The organism is Brevibacillus panacihumi (assembly GCF_003710985.1).
In the GTDB taxonomy this organism is placed as follows: domain Bacteria; phylum Bacillota; class Bacilli; order Brevibacillales; family Brevibacillaceae; genus Brevibacillus; species Brevibacillus panacihumi.
On the sequence record NZ_RHHT01000077.1, the window covers coordinates 12438 to 33410 of the forward strand.

A 20973-nucleotide genomic window follows, 5' to 3' on the forward strand; every position below is an offset into this window, starting at 1 on the left:
GTATGTATGTTAAATTAATCCCAAACATATCCACTAGGAGGCCCACGATGCTCACAACCAGCTTTTATCCCGTCGTATTAACTGAGGACGTCACCGGCAGCGCAGCATTCTATTGCGAGCACTTTGGATTCGAAAAAGTGTACGAAGCCGATTGGTACGTCAGTCTGCGCGTTCCAGCCGATGCAGGGCAAATTCCCTTTGAACTGGCGATCCTGAACGCTTCCCACCCGACGATTCCCGCCGCTTATCGCAAAAACGTACAGGGATTGATTCTGAACTTCGAGGTAAAGGATGTAAATGCTCAGTATCAACGCCTGATTATCGAACGGAAACTGCCGTTGGAGCTGGATATTCGAGATGAGGAATTCGGTCAGCGGCATTTTATCACCCGTGATCCAAATGGGGTCTTGCTTGACATCATCACGGTCATCCCGCCTTCGAAAGCGCAGAGCGCGCAATACCTGGAGAAAATCTGGTCTGAATAGGAGGAGGAAGGGCGTGACAGTGGCTCTTAAGGAGTATTTCGGAGCGGAGTTGGCGCAGCGGCTCTCCGTCCTGATCCGCTCTCATGATCCGGCTTTTCCCGAGAAAGCCTTCATAGAAGCAGTAGCAGGCCAAGTGGGGCCGCTCGAACTGAAAGGAAGGGTAGCGGTGATCGCGGAAGCCTTGCGCGAGGCATTGCCCCCGGATTACACAGAGGCAGTCCGGATCTTGCTCCAGATTCTCGGCCCGGAAAATGAGACAGAGGAAGGGATGTTTACGAACGGCTATTTTCTGATGCCTGTCGCTTATTACGTGGAAAAGTACGGGCTTGACCATTTTGAACTTTCCATGCATGCCCTGTATGAGATCACGAAGCGGCACACGGCAGAATATGCGATCCGCCCATATCTGGCCCTTCATGTCAACGATTGCTTGAAGCAATTGCATATCTGGGTCCGAGACGCCAATCCTCATGTTCGCCGTCTGGTCAGCGAGGGAACCAGGCCACGCCTTCCCTGGGCAAAGCGAATGGAGGTGATCAAAGGCGATCCCAAGCAAAATCTGGCTTTGCTCGAACCCTTGCTTGACGATCCTTCCTTTTATGTCAGAAAGTCCGTCGCCAATCATTTGAATGATTTGACGAAAGACTACAAGGAGGTTACGTTTGAGTGGATGCTGCAAAAAGTGGAATACGGAGGCGAGCATCTGCCGTGGATCATTCGCCGCGCTTTGCGCTCACTGATGAAGACCGGGGACGAAGCGGCATGGGAGCTTGCAGGGAAGCTTGGATAAAAGGAGAACAGGGGATGCATGAGAAGAAATAAGGAAGAAACCGCGATAACGATTCAAACATTGATCGAGGTAGCGAGAACCCATTTTACCGAACGCGGGTATGCCGATGCTGCATTGGAGGAGATTGTCCAGGAGGCAGGGCTTACGCGCGGCGCCCTTTACCACCATTTTGGGAATAAAAAAGGCCTCTTCCAGGCTGTGCTGGATACCGTCCAAAAAGAGGTCGCGGAACGGGTGGAAACACAGGCGGCCACGAGCGCGGATGTCTGGGAGCAGCTCATCTTGGGGTGTCGTGCCTTTATCACCGCAGCGGTCGAGCCCAGGAACAAGCGAATCATGCTTTTGGATGGCCCGGCAGTGCTCGGGTGGGAAGAGTGGCGCAGAATGGACGAGCAAAACTCCATGCGGCTCTTGCGGGCACAAATTCAATTCATGCAGCAGCAGGGTGAGTTGAGACAAGTCGCTGTCGATGCATTGACACATATGCTCTCGGGAGCCATGAATGAAGCCGCTCTCTGGATTGCCCAGGCAGCGGAAGATGAGCAGGCCTACGAAGAAAGCATGATTGTCATTTCGTTGTTGCTCGAGGGGTTGCGGCGACCAGATCGCACGGAGTGATTGAGGGACCCGTCATAAAAAAAGCATTCAGAGCACAAAACTGTGCCATCTGAATGCTTTTTTCTTCCTATTTTAATGCCCGGACGGTGCGCTAATCCCGATCCGGTCCACGAGCCACTTGCTTTCTTCATTCAATCCTTCGACGCGTACCTTTTTACCCAGTTGCTGGTATTTATGAACCACTTTGGCGATGCCGGTTACGGCGGAGTGGTCCCAGACATGAGAGTGGCTGAAGTCGATGACAATCTCCTCGGGGTCTGCCTGGTAGTCGAATTCATTGACAAAATGCGTCATGGTCCCAAAAAACAGCTGCCCTGAGATCGCATATACTTTTACCCCGTCAGTGGTGAAGGAGGTTACGGCTTTTAGACGTGCCATTTTCCAACCAAAGATCAAGGCGCTCATGATGACACCCGCAATGACGCCTTTGGCCAAATCATGTGTGGCGACGACAATCGCGACGGTGGTTACCATGACGAGGGAATCGCTGAAAGGAACCTTGCGCAAGTCTCTCAGAGACTGCCAGTTGAAGGTTCCGACCGAAACCATGATCATCACGCCGACCAGTGCTGCCATCGGGATCTGCTGGACGACATCACCCAGAACCATGATCAGAAACAGCAGAAAGCTTCCCGCCACGAAGGTGGACAAGCGTCCGCGTCCGCCAGACTTTACATTGATCACCGACTGGCCGATCATAGCGCAGCCCGCCATTCCTCCGAAAAAACCCGTGACGATATTGGCTAGCCCTTGCCCCTTTACTTCCCGGTTTTTATTGCTTCGCGTATCCGTCATTTCATCGATCAGGGAGGCTGTCAGCAAAGATTCCAGAATGCCGACGAGGGCAAGCGTAAAGGAATAAGGTAAAATGATCATAAGCGTCTCCAGATTGACCGGAATCTGCGGCAGATGGAACAGCGGCAGGGAGCGCGTAATCTGTCCCATGTCGCCAACCGTTCGTAGATCAAGACCGCCCAAAATCGAAATAACCGTCATGACGATGATGGCGACGAGTGCGGCTGGAAGCGCCTTGGTAAAACGCGGCAGGATATAGATGAGCGCCAGGGTGCCGATTACCATGGCATACATCATCCAAGATGCTCCTGCAAAATGGGGCAATTGCGCCATAAAGATGAGGATCGCCAAGGCGTTGACGAATCCGAGCATGACGGGGTGCGGCACGAAGGTAATCAGCTTCCCGATCTTGCATACGCCCATCAGGAATTGCAGAATTCCCGTCAGCACGGTCGCTGCCAGCAGATACTCCAGCCCGTGATCCTTGACCAATGTCACCATGACCAGAGCCATGGCTCCCGTAGCAGCCGAGATCATGCCGGGACGTCCCCCTGCAAAAGCGATCACCACCGCAATGCAAAAAGAAGCGTACAGCCCGACCATCGGATCAACACCGGCAATGATGGAAAAAGCGATCGCCTCGGGAATCAAAGCAAGCGCTACTGTCATCCCGGACAGCACATCACCTCGCACGTTGGAGAACCAATCCATTTTCAGTTGTTGAATGTTCAATATTGTACCTCGTTTCTTGATGGATTTTTGACTTTCCCCTTTCAGAAAAGTCGGGGCCGTTTTTTACAGAGATCAATTATACAAAAGGTACTCTCGTTTATCTAGAATAAATGTTTCCAAATGTGCTAAAAAACAGCAAAGGAGTTGACTATGTTGGAGTCCATCAGCATACAGTTCCAAGAATTCGGAGATCCGCAGAAGGTTCTGCAAGTCATAAGAAAACGAATAGAGCCACCAAAGAGCGGGGAGCTTCTTGTCCAAATGATTCACCGTCCGATCAACCCCTCTGACCTGCTGCCGATTCGGGGGGCCTATGCGCATCGGATTCCCCTGCCATCGATTCCTGGCTATGAGGGAGTAGGAGTGGTCGTGGAGGTCGGACCGTCCGTTTCGACACAATGGATCGGCCGACGCGTCCTGCCTTTGCGCGGGGAGGGAACCTGGCAGGAGCTTGTAAAGACATCTGCAGAGTTGGCTGTTCCGGTGCCCGATTTCCTTGGGGACTATATCGCCGCCCAACTCTACATCAATCCGCTGACAGCCTGGATCCTTAGTACAGAGGTGCTGGCTTTGCAGCCGGATGATGTTCTGCTCGTCAATGCAGGCGGGTCGGCCATTGGACGCATCTTTGCCCAGTTGGCGCGAATTCTCGGCTTCAAGCTCGTTGCGCTGACCCGGAACAATCACTATACGGAAGAACTCCTCCAGCTTGGCGCAGCACATGTGATCAACACGGTCGAGATGCCTGTCCACTCCATCGTGAAGGACATGACCCACGGCAAGGGAGCCAAAGCAGCCATCGATTCTATCGGGGGACAGGATGGCTCCGAACTGGCGTCTATGGTGCAGCCTGGCGGAAGCCTCGTAACGATTGGACTTTTGTCCGGACAGCCTGTCAATTGGGCGGAAGTGACCCGAAATACGGGGGTGCATGTGAAGCTGTTTCATCTGCGGCATTGGAATGAGCAGGCTTCCGTACAAAAGTGGCAGGATACGTTCCATGTCTTGATGGAGCTCGTCCGGGAGCAACGGCTGGCATTTCGGACCCCGTCAGCCTATTTTGACCTGAACCAGGTGGGGGAGGCTGTACAAGTCGCGGAATCATCAGGAAGGAACATAGGGAAGGTTTTTTTGTCAGGTTAGGCGTATAGATTCACTCATGAGAACAGGCGCTTCGTTCAAGATGCGCGTGAAAGGAGCTTTCCGGCATGAGCCAATTTACATTCGCCACGTTAGTTAAAGGAAACCAGGAACCTATCGCCCATTTTCTTGAAAAAAGCCAATCAAGCAGCTACTTGTTTCCAGCAAATCCGGACTGGCAGGCTGTCATTGTGGAAAACGACATGGAGATTGCTGAACAAACCGCACAGAATATGTCACTTGCTCTCGATACATCAGCACTTTATTTTTTTGATTGTGTGGATCATGGCTGGGGGTATTCGCTCTTTCATCGCGGCCGGTTGGAAAGCGAATGCTTCGTAAATTACGAGGAATCATCGATCCATATACACAACCATGGCGAAGCTGCTCTGTACAAAGCGTGTGTAAACCCAGAGGCTTACATGATCTTCAGACGGTGGGTCAAACATTTTTACGATCATTTGGACGAAATCTTTGGTGGTGTCGAGCTGTTTAAGAAAGCCTTTGCCATCGAGAAAATAGAGTGGATTTCTTATGCATACCTGTCGACTGACAGTGATGATAGATTGAATGATTTAGAGGCTCGATTTTTTCCTGGGAGCAAGAAGATCATCCCGGTAAAGAAGATCATTTTTGAAATACTACAAGATTCATTTAATCAAGTTGGTTATTTTCTTGATGAAAGCATGTCCGACCGGAAACGGTTTGCGTTTACGAGAAAAGATGAACACGGCTATACGTACGGAATTTACTTGGATGCTTCCGATAATGGCAAAATTTCAGCCAGCTTGTACTCACCTACTGTGAGATATATCGACATGTTTTGGGTGGTACGCAGACAGTACAGAAGTGATATGCCTTATGAAGACGAGGATCAATTGAGAGCGGTGCTGGTAGAAATCCGGGATGTGTTTGTCGATCTTGGCCACAAATGGCTGCATGACAACCAGATCGAACAATTCGATGTGAATGCGGTCTATCAGAAAATCATAACCCCGTATCTTGAAGAGAAAGGATTTCGAATTGAATATGAAGATAACCCGATAATGTTTGGCGGAAAACTGATCTACAAAAGAGAGAGGGGTTCCGTTACGTTTGAACATTTTGCTGGGACAACCGGGGTTAAGATTATAATGAACGAAGGAGATGATGAACTCACATTGAATGAATTCGTTCACAGGAATCGGAATAATCCGCAGTTTTATCGTGATGGTATGAGGTTTACTTATACAGATCACGATACCTTTCTGGAATTTTTGGAGGGTGTTACCTATTACTTGGATCGATATTTCGAAAAATTTTCAAGCAAATAGGCAGCAATCTTCAAGCGTAAAAATGTCATACTCAGCTCCCCAACGCCCTCACCAGGGACCAATGCGGGAGCTTTTCGCGCTCAAGCATTTTTCTCCATTTACATCCCGAACATCCATTCGTACAATAACAGAAAGCGGGTGATGGAAATGATCAGAAAAAAACAGATCGGCGAAATCCTGGATTATCTCAAAACAGAGGAGCGTTTCGCCCGAAATATTGTTCACTGGAGAACCATTCCCAGTCGGGAGGCCAAAAGCGTGCCGTTTCCGGCGGGACTGGACCAACGCATACAAGATGCACTCATAAGAAGGGGAATCCCGGCGTTGTATACGCATCAGGAGACCTCGTTTCGCCATGTCATGGCGGGCAAAAGCATCGTAGCAGTCACGCCGACGGCTTCGGGAAAAAGCATGTGCTACCATCTGCCTGTCCTGCAGACCTTGTCTGAGGATACCCAGGCGCGTGCCCTCTATCTCTTTCCCACCAAAGCATTGGCTCAGGACCAGAAAAGCGAGCTGCACGAGCTAATCAATGAAATGGGTCTGTCGATCAAATCTGAGACCTACGATGGAGACACACCGGCCCAAATTAGGCAAACGGTGCGAAAAGCAGGCAATATCGTCATCACCAACCCGGATATGCTGCATTCCGCGATCTTGCCGCATCACACCAAGTGGGTGTCCTTCTTTGAGCATTTGAAATATGTCGTCATCGACGAATTGCATACCTATCGCGGAGTCTTTGGCAGCCACGTCGCCAATGTCATCCGCAGGCTGAAGCGGATCTGCGCCTTTTACGGCAGTCAGCCGCAGTTTATCTGCACCTCTGCGACGATCGCCAATCCGCGCGAGCTGGCGGAACAGTTGACGGAGGAGCATGTGGAGCTCGTGGACAACAACGGCGCGCCAGCCGGGACCAAGCACTTCCTGTTCTACAATCCCCCGGTGGTGAACCGGCAGCTCAACATCCGACGCAGCGCAACGCTGGAGGCGCGTGACATTACGGAGCAGTTCCTTGCGAACGGCATCCAGACCATCCTGTTTGCGCGAAGCCGCGTCCGGGTGGAGATTTTGCTTACATATCTGCAAGAACTCATCAAGCGCAAGCTCGGCCCCAAGAAGATCCAGGGCTATCGCGGCGGCTATTTGCCGAGCCAGCGGCGGGAGATCGAGCGCGGTCTGCGCAGCGGCGAGATCATGGGCGTGGTCAGCACCAATGCGCTGGAGCTGGGCGTCGACATCGGGCAGCTGCAGGTGTGCGTCATCACGGGGTATCCAGGCTCTGTCGCCAGCACCTGGCAGCAAGCGGGGAGAGCGGGAAGACGGCAAGGCGAGTCTGTCGTCGTCATGGTCGGCAGCTCCACACCGCTCGACCAATATGTGATCGGCCATCCGGAGTATTTCTTCGACCGCAGCCCGGAGACGGCGCGGATCAACCCGGACAACCTGATCATCCTCGTCGACCATCTCAAATGCGCTGCCTACGAGCTTCCCTTCAAGGAAGGAGATCGCTTCGGCAGCGCAGAGATCATGGAGATTCTGGAATTCCTCACGGAGGAGCAGGTTTTGCATTTTTCCCGCGGAAAATGGTTCTGGATGAATGATTCGTTCCCTGCGCACAACATCAGCCTGCGCTCCGCCTCCCAGGAAAACGTGGTCATCATCGACATCAGCGAGCGCGGCAACGAGCGGGTTATCGGGGAAATGGACCGTTTCAGCTCCATGACCCTCTTGCACGACGAGGCCATCTATCTGCACCAGGGGACACAGTACCAGGTCGAGAAGCTGGATTACGAGGAAAAGAAGGCGTATGTGCGCGAGGTGCAGGTCGATTACTACACCGATGCCAATCTCGCCGTCCAGCTCAAGGTGCTGGAGGAAGACCAGACGCGGAGTCACGCTGAGACGGCCTTTGCCTACGGAGAGGTTTCCGTGCACGCGATGGCGACCATATTTAAAAAGATCAAGTTCGAGACGCATGAAAATATAGGCTCCGGCCCCATCCATCTGCCCGAGGAAGAACTGCATACCAATGCAGCCTGGATCAGCTTTTCCAACAGCCTGCTGGAAACCATCGGAACGGAGGATGTGGAGCGCGGCCTGGTCGGGCTGGCGCATGTCCTGCAGCACGTGGCGCCGTTGTTCGTCATGTGCGACCCGATGGATTTGCATGTTATCCCGCAGCGAAAAGCTGTTCACTCCCAGCAGCCGACGATTTTCCTCTACGACCGTTATCCCGGCGGCATTGGGCTGAGCGAGCAGGTGTACAAGGAAATGGAGACGATTCTGCTGCAGGCAGAGCAATTGATTACGTCTTGTCCGTGTGAATCCGGCTGTCCGTCTTGTGTCGGGGCCGCGGATGACGGCAGCAAGGAATTGGCCATGACCCTGCTGCGCGTCGCCCAAGGGGGAAGCACCTATGTCTCTTAAATCCAAGCTGCAGCGGATGAAGGGGCATCTCGTCAAGGAAAGTGATCAGCAGAAGCAGGAGGTGCCGCGGGAAAGCGAACAGGAGCCATCTGCCGCCGACATCCCGTTCGCCCGGCAGTGGCAGGAATTGCAGGCGAAGCCCTACGTCTGGGACGGGGAGCACGTCATGCTGCGCGAGGTGCGCTATCCCGTAACCCACCAGCACGGCTCCTATACCTTTGCCCAGCTGCACGAGGCGATTGCCGCCTGGGAAGCATCGGGCAGGCAGCATCCGCTGTCTTCGGCTGGCCGTAAAGCGGAAGACCTGCTCTTTTTCGATACGGAGACGACGGGTCTTTCCGGCGGTGCGGGCAATACGGTATTCTTGCTCGGCTACAGCCGTCTCGAAGGTGACGAGGTAGTCATGCGCCAGCATTTTCTGCCTGGACCGCACGCGGAAGTGACCCTGTACCACTCGTTTTTAGAGCAGGCACAAAAGTCCTCGCACCTCGTCACCTTTAACGGAAAATCTTTCGACTGGCCGCAGGTAAAGACGCGGCATACCTTGATACGCGACCAGGTGTCTGCCTTGCCGACCTTTGGCCACCTGGACCTTTTGCACGGGGCAAGACGCTTGTGGAAGGACGAGCTGGAATCCTGCCGCCTCTCCTTGATCGAACAGGAAAAGCTTCAGGTCACCCGCGAAGACGACCTGCCGGGTTTTCTCGCCCCGATCCGTTACTTCGATTTTCTCCATAGCCAGGACCCGTCCGTGATCGAAGGTGTTCTGCGCCACAACGAGCTGGACGTCCTGTCGCTGATCACGCTGTACACCCATATTACCCGGCTGATCCTTTGGCACGAGCAGGAACAGGTATCCCACGAGGAACGCTTTGCCATTGCCCGCTGGTACGACGCATTGGGCGACCAGGAAGCGGCGATGAAGGCATATGCAATCGTAGCCAACAGCGAGCATTCCTGGAATGTCCGGGCGAAGCTGGCATTGGGGCAGCTTTATAAAAAGCAAAAGGATTTTTCCCAGGCACTGCTTGTTTGGGAGTCCTGCATGCAAGGAACCCGTTTCGTCCCGGAAGAGGTTTACATCGAAGCGGCAAAGCTGTGCGAGCATCAGTTCAAGGACTGGGAAAAGGCATTGTTTTACACCAAAAAAGCGTATGATCAATGGAAGCAGCGGGCCACTCTGTTGCGGCAAAAAACGAGGGCAGAGGCGCAGGCTTACGAAAAGCGGATTGCACGCCTGGAGGGGAAGCTGAGCGGAATTGCCGAGGAAGAGGATGAGATGGGGAGCCTGTTTTTTGACTAGTCCTGATGAACAAAGGGAAAACAGAAGCAATTGGAGAGGAGAAATGATCGATGGACCCACTGATCATTGAGCCAGGCAAAGGCATCGGAACTATCGAGCTTGGCATGAGCAGGCAGGAGGTAGAAGCGTGCATCCAGGAATATACGGCGAAGTATAGGAAACCCAGCTATTCAAAAAACTATTTTGAACATGTATTCATGGTGAAATACGACGAGGATGAGCGGGTCCATTTCATCGAAATCCCGTCCAGCTTGAAAGACTTCTTTACGTGTTCTTTCAGAGGAATGGACGTATTCAACACCAAGGCAGAAGAGCTGGTGGCAAAAGTCGACGAGATCTCGCCCTACGACCGGGATGATTGGGAAGTGGGATACATGTACATGTTTCCTGCCCTTGGCCTCTCTTTTTGGAGACCGAATATCTTCAAGGAGGAGTTTTTGCAGGAGGAATGGTTTCTCGAGATGCACCCCGATATTCAGGAGGATGAAAAGAAGCATCTCTATTTTGAATCCGTAAGCATCAAAAAATAGGACAAAAGCGACAAGCCTGGCTTTCGAGCCAACCTTGTCGCTTTTTTATCATTATTCGCTTCTTACTTTACATACCGCTCGCGGTACTCATCCGCCAACATCGACATGAGAATCGAATCGTGGTACTCATGATTGTAATACAAAGCCTGACGCTGGACGCCCTCACGCTGGAATCCCAGCTTTTCGTAAGTGTGTATGGCCCTGGCATTGTAGGCAAACACATTCAGCTCGATCCGATGCAGGTTGAGGATGCCAAAGCCGTAATCCAGCATGAGAAGCATCGCCTCGCTGCCATAGCCCTTGCCTTGGAACTTGCTGGAATCGATCGCGATGCGGATATAGGCGTTGCGGTTGTTGCGATCGATCCCGCCGATCTGCACATCGCCGATCACCTGGTCGTTTTCGCGCAGGGCGATCAGCAGCAGCACGCTGGAGGAGTCATTTCTTTTGCTTTCGATATACGCCGAGATTTCCTCCCGTGTAAATGCTTTCTGCGTTCCGGTCAAACGGCGAGCATCCGAATTAAATAGCATCTGATAGTAGACTTCCACATCTTCCATCCCGACGGGGCGCAGGTAGACGCGCTCCCCTTCCAAAAAGCGCACGGGTGTCAGAGCTTGTTCCTGTTGTGACATGGGTGTTTCCTTCCTTCTCATCTTGTTTTCACTAGGCTATCGAATTTCTGTATACTTGTGAATGGGCAGTTTTATAAAAAAGAAAAGGACAGTTTGGAGGGAAGGAATCATGCTGCTGACTCCCGGCTGGGAAGCGAACAGCAATGAACCTCAGTACGCCCAATTGTATGCGTATCTGAAAAAAGAGATCGCGGAAGGCAAACTTCCCGAAAACACCCGTCTGCCGTCTGTCCGCAAACTGGCGGATCTGCTGGGTCTCAGCACGACCCCGGTGGAGATGGCCTATCAGCAATTGCTGGCAGAGGGCTTTATCACCAGCAGGCCCCGCAGCGGGTATTACGTGGAGCATTTGCCGGAGCCGGAAGCAAAGCCACTGGCGAGTCAATCTGCCGCAGCTGCGGTCATCGAGCGTCCGCTGCTTCGCGACTCTCGGCAATACGAATACGATTTTCATATGTCCCGGAATGATTTTTCCTTGTTTCCTTACGTCGAATGGCGCAGGCTGTACAACCAGACCCTCGTGCTGGAGCAGCAGGATGACCTGTTTTTTGGCGATCCACAGGGGGAGCCTGGACTGCGCAAGCAAATCGCGAGGTATCTGCATCAGTATCGGGGTGTAGACTGTTCACCCAATCAAGTCGTGGTGGGGTCTGATCAGTTCGGGATGTTGTCCTTGCTCAGCCTGATCCTGAAGCCGGAGTACCCGCAGATCGCTGTGGAGAATCCGGGGTATTTGCTGTTTGCGCGCACCTTCACTCACCACGGGTTTGAAGTCAAGCCCGTCCCGCTTGAGTACGACGGCATCGATATCGGGGAATTGCATCGAAGCGGAGCACGTCTGGCCGTCGTCTCCCCGTCCCATCAATATCCGCGCGGCATGATCATGCCGATCAGCAAGCGATTGCAGCTGCTGGACTGGGCAAAAACAGTGGACGGCTACATCCTCGAAGACGATTACGACGGGGAATTCCGCTATCATGGCAGACCGATCCCATCCTTGCAGGGGCTCCTTCCCAAGGCAAACGTCATCTACATGGGGAGCTTCGCGCAGGTCGTTGCGCCTGCTCTGTGCATCTGGTACATGGTCCTGCCGGAGAGCTTGTTAGACCGCTACTATGCGCTGGTCAGCGAGACGCTGTTGGAGCAGTCCGCGTCGCGTTTGCACCAGCGCACATTAGAGGCTTTTATGAAAAAGGGACTTTTGGAGAAGCATTTGCGCAAAATGCGCAGCTTGTATCGCAAGAAGCATGATGAAAGCATCCGGGCTGTACACGAGCATTTTGGCGATAGGGCGGTCCTCTACGGCAAAGACGCAGGCTTCCACCTGCTGCTTCGCGTCGACAGTCCATATACCGAGCAGGAGATGAGAGAGTTGGCGATCCAGGCGAAAGTCCGCATTTCCCCGGCTTCCTTTACCTGGATTCAGCCGCCTGCCGAGACACACAAGGAATTCTTCCTCGGATTCGCCGGTATTCCGCTGGAGAAGATCGAGCCGGGCGTTCGGGCTTTGGCTGCCGCTTGGCTGCATTAGTTTTGCTGAAGAACATCCTTCAATTTCGCGACACCTGCGAGAATCTCGGCTTCAGAGAGGTTGCCGTAGCCTAGAATTACTTTCTCTTCATGTCTGCCCGGTACAATCGCATGTTCTTCAACGGGGTAGAGGCGAACACCGCAATCTTTGATCTGGGCGAGCAGGGCAGGTGTGAAGCGAATCCCCGGAAAAGCAGCCACGATGTGCAGGCCGGCAGACGCTCCCCAGATGCTCACCCGATCTGCAAAAGCCTCGTGAAGTGCATCGACCAGGCATTTTCTTCGTTTTTTGTAGAGCTTTTTGACCCGATTCACATACTTCTCCAGATGCCCCTCCTCGATGAAAAGACCCAGAGCGAGCTGGTCGAGAGAAGGGGTATGCAGGTCAGAAAACCACTTCGCTTCCTGATACCGCTGCACCAGCTCCCGCGGCAGGACGAGATAGCCCAAACGCAAACCCGGCGAGAGGATTTTGCTGAACGAGCCGACGTAGATGACGCGTTGGTCGTCGAGACCTTGCAAGGAACTGATCGGCGGACTGTCGTAACGGAACTCGCTGTCGTAATCGTCCTCGACAATATAGCAATCTGCTTCGCGGGCGTACTGGATCAACTGAATGCGCCGTTGAATCGGCAAGGTTCCTCCCAACGGAAATTGATGAGAGGGCGTTGCAAAAACAAAGCTTGGTTGGCACGCATCGGGATCGGGGAGCTGATCGACCTGCAAACCGGATGCATCTGCAGGGACGGGATGCAGGGAAGCGCCAGCAGCGCGAAAGATGGTCTGGATGTCATGCGTGATCGGGTCTTCGATCAGCACACGGCTGCCTGGCTTCAACAGAACCTTGGCGATCAAGGTAAGCGCCTGTGTAGCGCCGGAGGTCATCACGATCTGTTCCGGCTCGCAGCAGACTCCGCGCGTACGGTACAAATAGCGGCTCAAAATCTGGCGAAGCTCCAGGCGTCCCTCGGGCCGGTTGTAGCCCAAGGCAGAGAGGGGCGCTTCCTGGCAGACGCGCTGAACGATTTTCCCCCATACCGTACGCGGAAAGTGCTCCAATGCAGGCACACCCGAGCGGAAATCAATGATGTCGCTGCCAAGCGATTCGGCCTCGCCAGATGGGAAAATCGACAAGTCTTCCTGCCTCGCCTGCTGTTCCAGGTACATGCCAGCCGCGACGTAGTATCCCGAGCCTCGCCGACCTTCGATATAGCCCTCCGCGAGCAGCTGCTCGTAGGCTTCGAGGATGACATTGCGGGAAATGCACAACTCTTCCGACAGCTTGCGCGTGGAAGGCAGCTTTTGTCCGGCGAGCAGCTCCCCTTGCAGAATTTTGGAGCGCAACTGGGTATATAGCTGACGGATCAGCGGAAGTGACTTCCCCCGGTCAATCGCAAGGTACAGCATGTAGGTTCCTCCCGTATAAGTGGCTCTATGCAATAGGTGCCTAACTGGCTCTAATCGAGATTAGCTTACCATGTTATGGTGATGCGAAGAAGTCCAACACCATGACGGGAGGAAATGCCATGCAAGACTTGGAACAAAATATAGCAACATTCTTGCGCACGGTCGCGCGCAATCCAGCCATCAAGCACGAGGTGATGCATTCTCCCGCGATCTACCAATTGTTGTTCTCCGCTGCGAAGCGATTCGTAACGGGAGAGAAGCGCACAGACCTGCTCGCACGGGCTCATGAGTTAACGGGTCTGGGATATCGCCTGTCCGCCGAATACATCGGGGAAAACACTCAAGATGCGGAAGCCTGCAGTGAAGCCAAAGACGAACTGCTCCAGCTGACCCAAGCGTGCGGAACGATCAAACGCCCCATCGGCGTTTCGTTCGACCTGTCGCATGTGGGATTGCTGCTCGACCGCAAGCTGGCTTTTGCCTATGCAGCTGAATTGGCAGATGAGGCGAAGAGGCAAGGACATGGGATCATGATCAGCATGGAGGAGGCTGCCAAGACGGACGCGATCCTCGAGGTGTACGAGCAGCTCGCAAACGAGCGGGAAAATGTCGGGATCACCCTGCAGGTACAACAGCACCGCACGATGGAGGATGTGACCAGGCTGTTGCGTTTGCCGGGCAAAATTCGGCTGGTAAAAGGCGCATTCAAGGAATCCCCGGAGGTTGCCCTGGGACGTTCAATGGAACTGAACGAGCGCTATCTGATGCTGGCAGAGAAATGTGTACAGGCAGGACACGAGGTTTCTTTTGCGACACACGACTCGCTTTTGATCGATGAACTGGAGCGAAGAGGATACTTGCAAGAACGGCATGCGGAGTTGGAGCTCCTCTACGGGGTACGTCCCGAACTGGCGAAGCAGAAGCGGGAAGAGGGGGTAGCGGTTCGGCTGTATCTCACTTACGGGAAGGAGTGGTTTCTCTATCTCTGCCATCGCCTGGCGGAATATCCTCCTCAGGTCCATCAGGCGGTTGCTGATATGATGGAGCCCGAACGCTTGCAAGCCCCCGGGTATTGAAAATCAAGCTGTTTTTGATCGCCTGCCTTTTTTTTTGGAAAAGGGCGGGCTTTTTTTGTAGCTTTTTCCTTTCAAATACGTCTATATCTGTATGAGAAAGACGGACATGAAGGTAGCAAGAAGGCCGTCTATGGGGGTATGTCAAAATGAAGATCAAAAAGTCCAGGCACTGGCTTTTTGTACTAAGCGTCAGCTTGCTGATCTTCGCCCTTTTGCCTGCCGGTATTTCATCGGCAGAGCAGCAGGCGAATACCGCAGTCAAGCTGGAGACGAAGGTAGGCTTTGAAGGAGATTACAAAGAGTCGGGACTGGTGCCGGTACAAGTCACGATTACCAACACAGGTCCAGACATTGAAGGAGATTTGGTCGTAGACTCGGGGGACACCTCCCAGCGAAGCGAAGGGGTTGCCTTTTTTCAGCCCGTTTCTGTCGCGAGCGGAAGCACCAAGCAAGTCACGATCACGATTCCGGCCCAGATGATGAGATCCTATACCTACGTGTCGCTGATGCAGGGGGAGAAGATGGTTGCCCAGACACGCGTCTACGGCAGAGGGTATGGCGGAAACACCTTGATGGTCGGTGTGATGGCGGATAATCCGGATACAGCCAACTTTCTCGGCGTCATGCCTCGGGATATTTGGACGAAAAATGTCAAGGTGGTGCAGCTCAAGCAGGAGCTGGTCCCCTCGTCCGGCGTTCACCTGCAGATGGTCGACATGCTCATCCTGAACAACTACGCTCTCGATACACTGAACAGTCAGCAAATTCAGGCGATACGCGATTGGACCGACCTCGGCGGGATGCTGGTACTGGCAGGCGGTCCCCAGTACAAAAAGACGGCTGGAGCACTGCAGGACATGTCGCCCGTAGAAGTGACAGGGGTGACCCAGCTTACATCCTTGTCTGCCATGAAGGCGGAAGACAGAGTGCTGGAATTGACAGCGCCGTTCACGGTCAGCACAGGAACGCTACGAGGAGGCAATGTTCTCGCGGAAGAAGGAGGAATTCCGCTGTTTGTCTCCCGTTCCTTCGGACAAGGGAAGGTACTCTATGTCGCCTATGATCTGGCGCAGGAGCCGATCGCCAGTTGGGCAGGAAACGGCCGGTTTTGGGCAGAGGTATTGCCAAAGGCATTTGGCTCCACGCTTGTCACCGAAAAATACGATACGCTGCAGGACGGCATGTGGTCTCTGAGGCGAGCGGCTGAACAAATTCCATCCTTGAAATTGCCCGATGTGAGCGGTTTTGCCGTGTTCTTTGGGCTGTACGCGTTGATTGCGGGTCCTATGCTGTTTTTTATCCTGCGGTACAAAAGAAAGCAAAGCTATATGTGGGTGCTCGTCCCGCTCTTATCGGTCATTACCGGCTTGGGGATTTTTTCATTCGGAGCCTATCAGCGCGGGACAGGGGTTCTTCTCCATCAGGCGGGGATCGTCGAGTTGAACAACGATGGCAAGGCCAAGGTAAGCGCGGTCACATCCATGTTTGTGCCGCTCAATGGGGAGTACCGCATGACGATTCACGGAGCGGGTCTGGCACAGCCCTATGCAAGCGGCAGGCGCTTTGAGGAGGAGGCCAATGTCTGGGCTTGGCTGGATGCTGATCGCGCCGAGATGCGGTTCCACAACGTGGAGTTTTGGTCGATGCGAAATGCTGTGTCGCAGCAATACATAGAGAATACGGGCAGTTTTACCTCCAATCTGACGTTAAACAACGGAAAACTGCAGGGGACCGTCACCAACGAGACGGCATTTGCCCTGCGCGACGTCAGAGTGATGGCAGGAAGCCAAGTCCAGAACTTTGGCGAACTGGCGCCGGGCGGCACAATCCAGGTCGATTTGAGTTTCTCGCCTTCTGCCCAGCTGATGCAAGGGAGAAGCGGTATGCGCCGCATCGCGAGTAGGCTTATTCCCGCCAACACCAATAGCAACGCCCTGTACGAAACGCGTGAAGGCAACATCATCCAGGTGCTGGAGGAGCGCGATGATTACCGATACGACCCCAGCCAGGCATCGTCGCTGAAGATCATTGGCTGGGCTGATCAGGCAGTCACCGAGGTCTCTGTCGAGGGGTCTTCTGCCAAGCCGGAAGGGATCACATTAGTCACAGCTCCTTTGCAAATGAAGCCTTCCCCGGGCGGAGATGTCTTTTTCCCGGCGGGTTCATTTGAAATCGTCAAATCGGGCAACACGGCCAGACTGGAAGAGGTGCCCAACGGCTATTACATGGAAAAAGGCGATCTTACCTTTGATGTCTATCTGCGCCCGAATGGAGCAAAGCTTGCGATCAACAAACTATATCTGTTCATCTGGTCGGAGGACAACGCCTTCTTCTCCAAGGAAGTGTACAACTGGAAGACTGGCAGCTTCGATCCGTATGACAAGGTATTCACCGGCAGCGTCCTGGGGCAGGACAAAGCAGGAAGCTATGTGTCGGACGAGGGGGTTCTGCGGGTCAGAGTATCCCACGACTCCCAAGACAACCGCCACATTGGCAGACCGCTCGTCAGCGTGGAAGGGAAGGTGGTCAACCCATGATTCAGATCAAGAACCTGCGCAAGCGATACGGCAAGATGGAAGCGTTGAAAGGGTTGACGCTGGAGATTGAGAAAGGAACCGTTTTTGGCTTTGTCGGCCCCAACGGCGCGGGAAAGTCTACAACGATGTCCATTCTGGCGACCCTGCTGGAGCCGACAAGCGGGCAGGCGTACGTCGGCGGCTACGAGGTCACGAAGTCGCCGAAGGAAGTACGCAAGCTGATCGGCTACATGCCAGACTTTTTCGGCGTTTACGATAATTTGACAGCAGAAGAGTACCTGGACTTTTACGGGGCGAATTACGATATTCCGCAGGCGGAGCGAAAAGAGATCATCCCGCAATTGCTGGAGCTCGTCAATCTCTCCCACAAGCGTGATGCTTACGTAGACTCCCTGTCCCGCGGGATGAAGCAGCGACTGGGACTTGCCCGCTGCCTGGTGCACAACCCGGAGGTGCTGATTCTGGATGAACCTGCTTCCGGCCTGGACCCGAGGGCGCGGATCGAGCTGCGCGAAATTTTGAAAGAGCTGCGCAACATGGGCAAAACGATCATCATCAGCTCGCACATCCTGCCAGAGCTGGCGGAGATGTGCGATGTGATCGGGATCGTGGAAGAAGGCAATCTCGTCGCCTTTGGTCGGGTAGACGAAATCTATGCCCGGATGCAGGAAACGAAGGTCCTGCGCATCCGTCTGCTGGATCGGTTTGAGGAAGCGATGTCCCATCTGCGGCAAAAGGCCAATGTGTCCCAGGTTACGCACGAAGGCAATTGGCTTGTCGTCGGGTTTACGGGGGATGACCAGCAACAGGTCGAGCTGTTCCGCGATCTGGCGGTCTCAGGCTTTCCAGTTGCGGCTTTCAATGAAGAGCAGGGAGATCTCGAAGAAATCTTTTTGGAAATTACGAAGGGGGTGGGATCATGAACGTTCTGAAGCGTTTGAACAACCCGGTCTTGTTCAACGAATGGAAGATGCGGATGAGAAGTGTCCGTTCACCGTGGATGCTGTTCTTCTACCTGATGGTTTTGGGCGGGATCACCCTTTTCTACATTTATGTGCAGACAGAGGGAGGCACTTACTACAATCCCGACAATTCGAGGGAGCTCTTCATGATCCTGTCGATCCTGCAGCTGGGGATGATCGTGTTTGTCGTGCCTGGTCTTACATCGGGCTCGATTTCCGGGGAGCGCGAACGGCAGACGCTCAGCATCCTTTTGACCACCAATGTGAGCGCCACCAGGCTGATTCTGGGAAAATGGCTGGCGTCACTGAGCTTCATGATGTTTCTGGTGTTTGCCACCATCCCGTTGTACGCCATCGTCTTTTTGTACGGCGGGGTGTCTCCGATGCAAGTGGTCAAGGTATTCGGCTTATACGTCATCACGATGTTTGGCATCGGCAGTGTCGGCGTGCTGTTGTCCACATTGATCAAACGGACGGGAATAGCCACTGTTGTCAGCTACGCAGTCGTCTTCGGCTATTCGATCGGGACCATGGTGCTGGTGGAAATTTTGAATCAGTTTGTCCGCTACCAGCGTCGCGCCGGTGTGATCGGACACAACAGCAATACGGACTGGATCGACCTGATCTACAGCATCAATCCGCTGTTTGCGATCCTGAACATTTTTGAGGAAGGTCCGGCGACTCGCGGGAACCGCTACGGCTCCTCCTGGCTGTACAAGATCGATCCGTACTGGTATTACTGCGCCTTGCTCGGGCTTATCACCATCATTTTTCTGCTGGTGGCGATCTACTTGATCCAACCTGTCCGTCCGCGTCTGTTCAGGGCGGCGAAAAAGGAGCAATAAGCCATGTTTGCCCAAAAGTCGACCGATGAATTGCAGTCGTTGCTGATGCCGATTCGCAAACGTCTGGGACGCAGGCAGCTGATGCGTCATTGGACGTTGTACGGTTTGGGAGGGATGGGGGGAAGCGTATTGCTTCTCCTCGTTGCCCGTTTATGGCCGATCCCGCACTATCCCTGGATTGCGCTCGCTATTCTCGTGCTGGCGCTGGCTGCTGGAAGCATCGTTGCGTGGAGCAAGCAGCCCACCTGGCTGGATTGTGCGCAGACGGCAGACGGTCAGGGATTGGCGCAGCGGACCGTCACGGCATGGGAACACCGGGATAGTGAGACGGCGATCGCCTTGCGCCAGCGAGAAGATGCCCTATCCCATCTGCGCAGCAAGATTCCGCAGATTGTCGAGAGTATCCAAATCTGGCCGACGGTGCGCAAACAGATCTACGTGATTGCAGGTCTGGCGCTCACGAGCACCTTGCTCTTCCTGCTGCCTAATGCCCAGGACGTGCGCTTGGCGCAGATGGCCATGGAGCAACAGGCACTGGAAGAAGCGCAGGAGACACTTGAGGAGATCCAGGAAGAAACCCAAACCAACAACGCGCTGACTGAAGCGCAGAAAAAAGAACTGAAGGACATGCTGGAGCAAGCAAAACAGGCTTTGGCGAAAGCGCAGGATCCGATGGATCGTCTCAATGCCCTGCGTGCAGCTGAAAAGCAATTGGAAAAGTGGCGGCAGACCGAGGCGCGCAAGCAGGTGGCTTTGCAGCGCCTACAGCAAGCCTTGGCTGGACAGCAAGCGACCCAATCCCTTGCGGAGGCGATGAGCCAAGGCGATCGCGAGGCTCTGACCAAGGCCTTGCAAGAGCTGGCGAAGGCGATCGAAGGGATGTCCGTCGAAGAGATCAACAAGCTGGCCGCCGTATTGGAGCAGTCTGCCGGGGAGCTTGCGCAGGAAGCGGCCGAGACGAACGCGGAGGACGCGAAAAAGATCGCGGAACAACTGAGTGCCACTGCCCAACAGTTGGCGCAGGGACAGATCCCGCAGGCATTAACGGTACTGGAGCAGAGCCTGACCCAAGGCATGCAGGCAGCAGGACAGTCCCAGCAAGGCAATCTCGCGGCAGCCCAGGCCACAGCATCCCTCCAGCAGTCCCAGATGACGCTGGCGAGCGCGGGGGCAGGGTCACAGGGAAATATGGCAGGGGCCATGCCGACTGGGCAGCAGACTCAGGGCAATGGACAGGCGACTCCTGCATCCGGAACTCCGGCTCCAGGCAACGGAACAAACCAACCGTCCGCGGGGAATAACCAGGGTTCCGGTGCACCCGGCCAAGGTACAGGAGCGAACCCAGGCAGCCAACCAGGCTCACCAGGAGATGGGGGAGCCGGTCAAGGCACGGGCACCGGGAATGGAAGTGGCACAGGCGATGGTACGGGCGCTGGAAACGGTACAGGCGCTGGAAACGGTACGGGCGCTGGAAACGGTACGGGCGCTGGAAACGGTACAGGCGCCGGAAATGGAGCAGGCTCCGGCAATGGCGGCAATGGCGTCGGCCAGGGCAGCGGGGCAGGCCTTGGAGATGGCCGGCATGAGCTGGTTACGGTGCCTTCCCAAAGGATCACGGAACCAGGCGGACCTACCGATACGGTCAGCGGCCCTTTGGGAGAAGGAGCTTCCCAGACAACGCAAAGCAGCAATGCGCAGGTATCGTCAGGTGGAACGCTCCCCTATGCGGAGGTCTACGGCGAGTATGCGCAATTTGCCCGCGAAAGCTTGGAAAAGGGCAATATTCCGGGAGATTATCAAGAGATCGTCAAGGAATATTTCAGCAATATTGAACCTTAATGGAAT

General features: G+C 54.2%; 17 protein-coding genes. 14 read left to right on the plus strand and 3 right to left on the minus strand.

The window, feature by feature from the left end:
* Positions 1 to 47: 47 nt before the first annotated feature.
* Genes EDM58_RS24345 through EDM58_RS24355 form a run of 3 tightly spaced genes read left to right on the plus strand, consistent with a single transcriptional unit; the run spans position 48 to position 1893 of the window.
* Entirely contained in the window at positions 48 to 485 is a 438-nt protein-coding gene (locus EDM58_RS24345; protein WP_122915633.1) for a VOC family protein, read from the plus strand.
* Positions 486 to 498: 13 nt separating this feature from the next.
* A complete protein-coding gene (locus EDM58_RS24350) occupies positions 499 to 1275 on the plus strand; it encodes a DNA alkylation repair protein (RefSeq protein WP_246001037.1) in 777 nt (258 codons plus the stop codon).
* A gap of 18 nt (positions 1276 to 1293) precedes the next feature.
* Positions 1294 to 1893 (plus strand): TetR/AcrR family transcriptional regulator, encoded by a 600-nt coding sequence (locus tag EDM58_RS24355; protein WP_122915635.1) that lies wholly within the window; start codon positions 1294 to 1296, stop codon positions 1891 to 1893.
* Between the two features lie 72 nt (positions 1894 to 1965).
* On the opposite strand, the gene EDM58_RS24360 is transcribed toward EDM58_RS24355, so the two are convergent.
* A complete protein-coding gene (locus EDM58_RS24360) occupies positions 1966 to 3399 on the minus strand; it encodes a SulP family inorganic anion transporter (protein WP_122915658.1) in 1434 nt (477 codons plus the stop codon).
* Positions 3400 to 3573: 174 nt separating this feature from the next.
* Here EDM58_RS24360 and EDM58_RS24365 point away from each other — a divergent pair, with 174 nt between their 5' ends.
* From EDM58_RS24365 to EDM58_RS24385, 5 genes are all read left to right on the plus strand, one after another.
* Positions 3574 to 4563, plus strand: coding sequence for a zinc-dependent alcohol dehydrogenase family protein (locus EDM58_RS24365; RefSeq protein ID WP_425455638.1), 990 nt, complete (start codon positions 3574 to 3576; stop codon positions 4561 to 4563).
* Between the two features lie 65 nt (positions 4564 to 4628).
* Positions 4629 to 5873 carry a hypothetical protein gene (locus EDM58_RS24370; RefSeq protein ID WP_122915637.1) on the plus strand — a complete coding sequence of 415 codons (1245 nt, stop codon included), beginning with the start codon at positions 4629 to 4631 and terminating at the stop codon, positions 5871 to 5873.
* A 147-nt stretch (positions 5874 to 6020) separates the two neighbouring features.
* Positions 6021 to 8303, plus strand: a complete 2283-nt coding sequence (locus EDM58_RS24375) for a DEAD/DEAH box helicase (protein WP_122915659.1) — start codon at positions 6021 to 6023, stop codon at positions 8301 to 8303.
* Positions 8293 to 9606 carry a ribonuclease H-like domain-containing protein gene (locus EDM58_RS24380; protein WP_122915638.1) on the plus strand — a complete coding sequence of 438 codons (1314 nt, stop codon included), beginning with the start codon at positions 8293 to 8295 and terminating at the stop codon, positions 9604 to 9606. Before EDM58_RS24375 ends, EDM58_RS24380 begins: the two co-directional genes overlap by 11 nt.
* Positions 9607 to 9656: 50 nt before the next feature.
* Complete coding sequence (locus EDM58_RS24385; protein WP_122915639.1) at positions 9657 to 10136, plus strand: hypothetical protein; 480 nt, start codon at positions 9657 to 9659, stop codon at positions 10134 to 10136.
* 62 nt (positions 10137 to 10198) lie between these two features.
* Here the strand turns inward: EDM58_RS24385 and EDM58_RS24390 are convergent, their stop codons facing one another.
* The gene (locus EDM58_RS24390; RefSeq protein ID WP_122915640.1) at positions 10199 to 10771 is read right to left on the minus strand and encodes a GNAT family N-acetyltransferase; all 573 of its coding nucleotides are present in this window, start codon (positions 10769 to 10771) and stop codon (positions 10199 to 10201) included.
* 109 nt (positions 10772 to 10880) lie between these two features.
* Between EDM58_RS24390 and pdxR (EDM58_RS24395) the strand changes: the two genes are divergently transcribed.
* On the plus strand, positions 10881 to 12302 hold the full coding sequence (gene pdxR / locus EDM58_RS24395) for a MocR-like pyridoxine biosynthesis transcription factor PdxR (protein ID WP_122915641.1): 1422 nt from the start codon (positions 10881 to 10883) through the stop codon (positions 12300 to 12302).
* Here the strand turns inward: pdxR (EDM58_RS24395) and pdxR (EDM58_RS24400) are convergent.
* Complete coding sequence (gene pdxR / locus EDM58_RS24400; RefSeq protein ID WP_122915642.1) at positions 12299 to 13708, minus strand: MocR-like pyridoxine biosynthesis transcription factor PdxR; 1410 nt, start codon at positions 13706 to 13708, stop codon at positions 12299 to 12301. The two genes, pdxR (EDM58_RS24395) and pdxR (EDM58_RS24400), sit on opposite strands and share 4 nt — an antisense overlap.
* A gap of 119 nt (positions 13709 to 13827) precedes the next feature.
* Between pdxR (EDM58_RS24400) and EDM58_RS24405 the strand changes: the two genes are divergently transcribed.
* From EDM58_RS24405 to EDM58_RS24425, 5 genes are all read left to right on the plus strand, one after another.
* Complete coding sequence (locus EDM58_RS24405) at positions 13828 to 14784, plus strand: proline dehydrogenase family protein (RefSeq protein WP_122915643.1); 957 nt, start codon at positions 13828 to 13830, stop codon at positions 14782 to 14784.
* A 146-nt stretch (positions 14785 to 14930) separates the two neighbouring features.
* Positions 14931 to 17321 carry a DUF7408 domain-containing protein gene (locus EDM58_RS24410; protein ID WP_122915644.1) on the plus strand — a complete coding sequence of 797 codons (2391 nt, stop codon included), beginning with the start codon at positions 14931 to 14933 and terminating at the stop codon, positions 17319 to 17321.
* Entirely contained in the window at positions 17318 to 18244 is a 927-nt protein-coding gene (locus tag EDM58_RS24415) for an ABC transporter ATP-binding protein (RefSeq protein WP_122915645.1), read from the plus strand. Before EDM58_RS24410 ends, EDM58_RS24415 begins: the two co-directional genes overlap by 4 nt.
* Positions 18241 to 19128 (plus strand): ABC transporter permease, encoded by an 888-nt coding sequence (locus EDM58_RS24420; RefSeq protein WP_122915646.1) that lies wholly within the window; start codon positions 18241 to 18243, stop codon positions 19126 to 19128. Before EDM58_RS24415 ends, EDM58_RS24420 begins: the two co-directional genes overlap by 4 nt.
* Before the next feature lie 3 nt (positions 19129 to 19131).
* Entirely contained in the window at positions 19132 to 20967 is a 1836-nt protein-coding gene (locus EDM58_RS24425; RefSeq protein WP_122915647.1) for a coiled-coil domain-containing protein, read from the plus strand.
* The last annotated feature ends 6 nt before the right edge of the window (positions 20968 to 20973 follow it).

Bases quoted from the DNA above. Each gene is read 5' to 3' on its own strand.
- EDM58_RS24370 (WP_122915637.1), top strand. From the start codon at position 4,629: ATGAGCCAATTTACATTCGCCACGTTAGTTAAAGGAAACCAGGAACCT.
- EDM58_RS24425 (WP_122915647.1), top strand. From the start codon at position 19,132: ATGTTTGCCCAAAAGTCGACCGATGAATTGCAGTCGTTGCTGATGCCG.
- EDM58_RS24415 (WP_122915645.1), top strand. From the start codon at position 17,318: ATGATTCAGATCAAGAACCTGCGCAAGCGATACGGCAAGATGGAAGCG.
- EDM58_RS24390 (WP_122915640.1), bottom strand. From the start codon at position 10,771: ATGTCACAACAGGAACAAGCTCTGACACCCGTGCGCTTTTTGGAAGGG.
- EDM58_RS24360 (WP_122915658.1), bottom strand. From the start codon at position 3,399: ATGGATTGGTTCTCCAACGTGCGAGGTGATGTGCTGTCCGGGATGACA.
- pdxR (WP_122915641.1), top strand. From the start codon at position 10,881: ATGCTGCTGACTCCCGGCTGGGAAGCGAACAGCAATGAACCTCAGTAC.
- EDM58_RS24405 (WP_122915643.1), top strand. From the start codon at position 13,828: ATGCAAGACTTGGAACAAAATATAGCAACATTCTTGCGCACGGTCGCG.
- EDM58_RS24385 (WP_122915639.1), top strand. From the start codon at position 9,657: ATGGACCCACTGATCATTGAGCCAGGCAAAGGCATCGGAACTATCGAG.
- EDM58_RS24355 (WP_122915635.1), top strand. From the start codon at position 1,294: ATGAGAAGAAATAAGGAAGAAACCGCGATAACGATTCAAACATTGATC.
- EDM58_RS24420 (WP_122915646.1), top strand. From the start codon at position 18,241: ATGAACGTTCTGAAGCGTTTGAACAACCCGGTCTTGTTCAACGAATGG.
- EDM58_RS24380 (WP_122915638.1), top strand. From the start codon at position 8,293: ATGTCTCTTAAATCCAAGCTGCAGCGGATGAAGGGGCATCTCGTCAAG.
- EDM58_RS24375 (WP_122915659.1), top strand. From the start codon at position 6,021: ATGATCAGAAAAAAACAGATCGGCGAAATCCTGGATTATCTCAAAACA.
- EDM58_RS24345 (WP_122915633.1), top strand. From the start codon at position 48: ATGCTCACAACCAGCTTTTATCCCGTCGTATTAACTGAGGACGTCACC.
- pdxR (WP_122915642.1), bottom strand. From the start codon at position 13,708: ATGCTGTACCTTGCGATTGACCGGGGGAAGTCACTTCCGCTGATCCGT.
- EDM58_RS24410 (WP_122915644.1), top strand. From the start codon at position 14,931: ATGAAGATCAAAAAGTCCAGGCACTGGCTTTTTGTACTAAGCGTCAGC.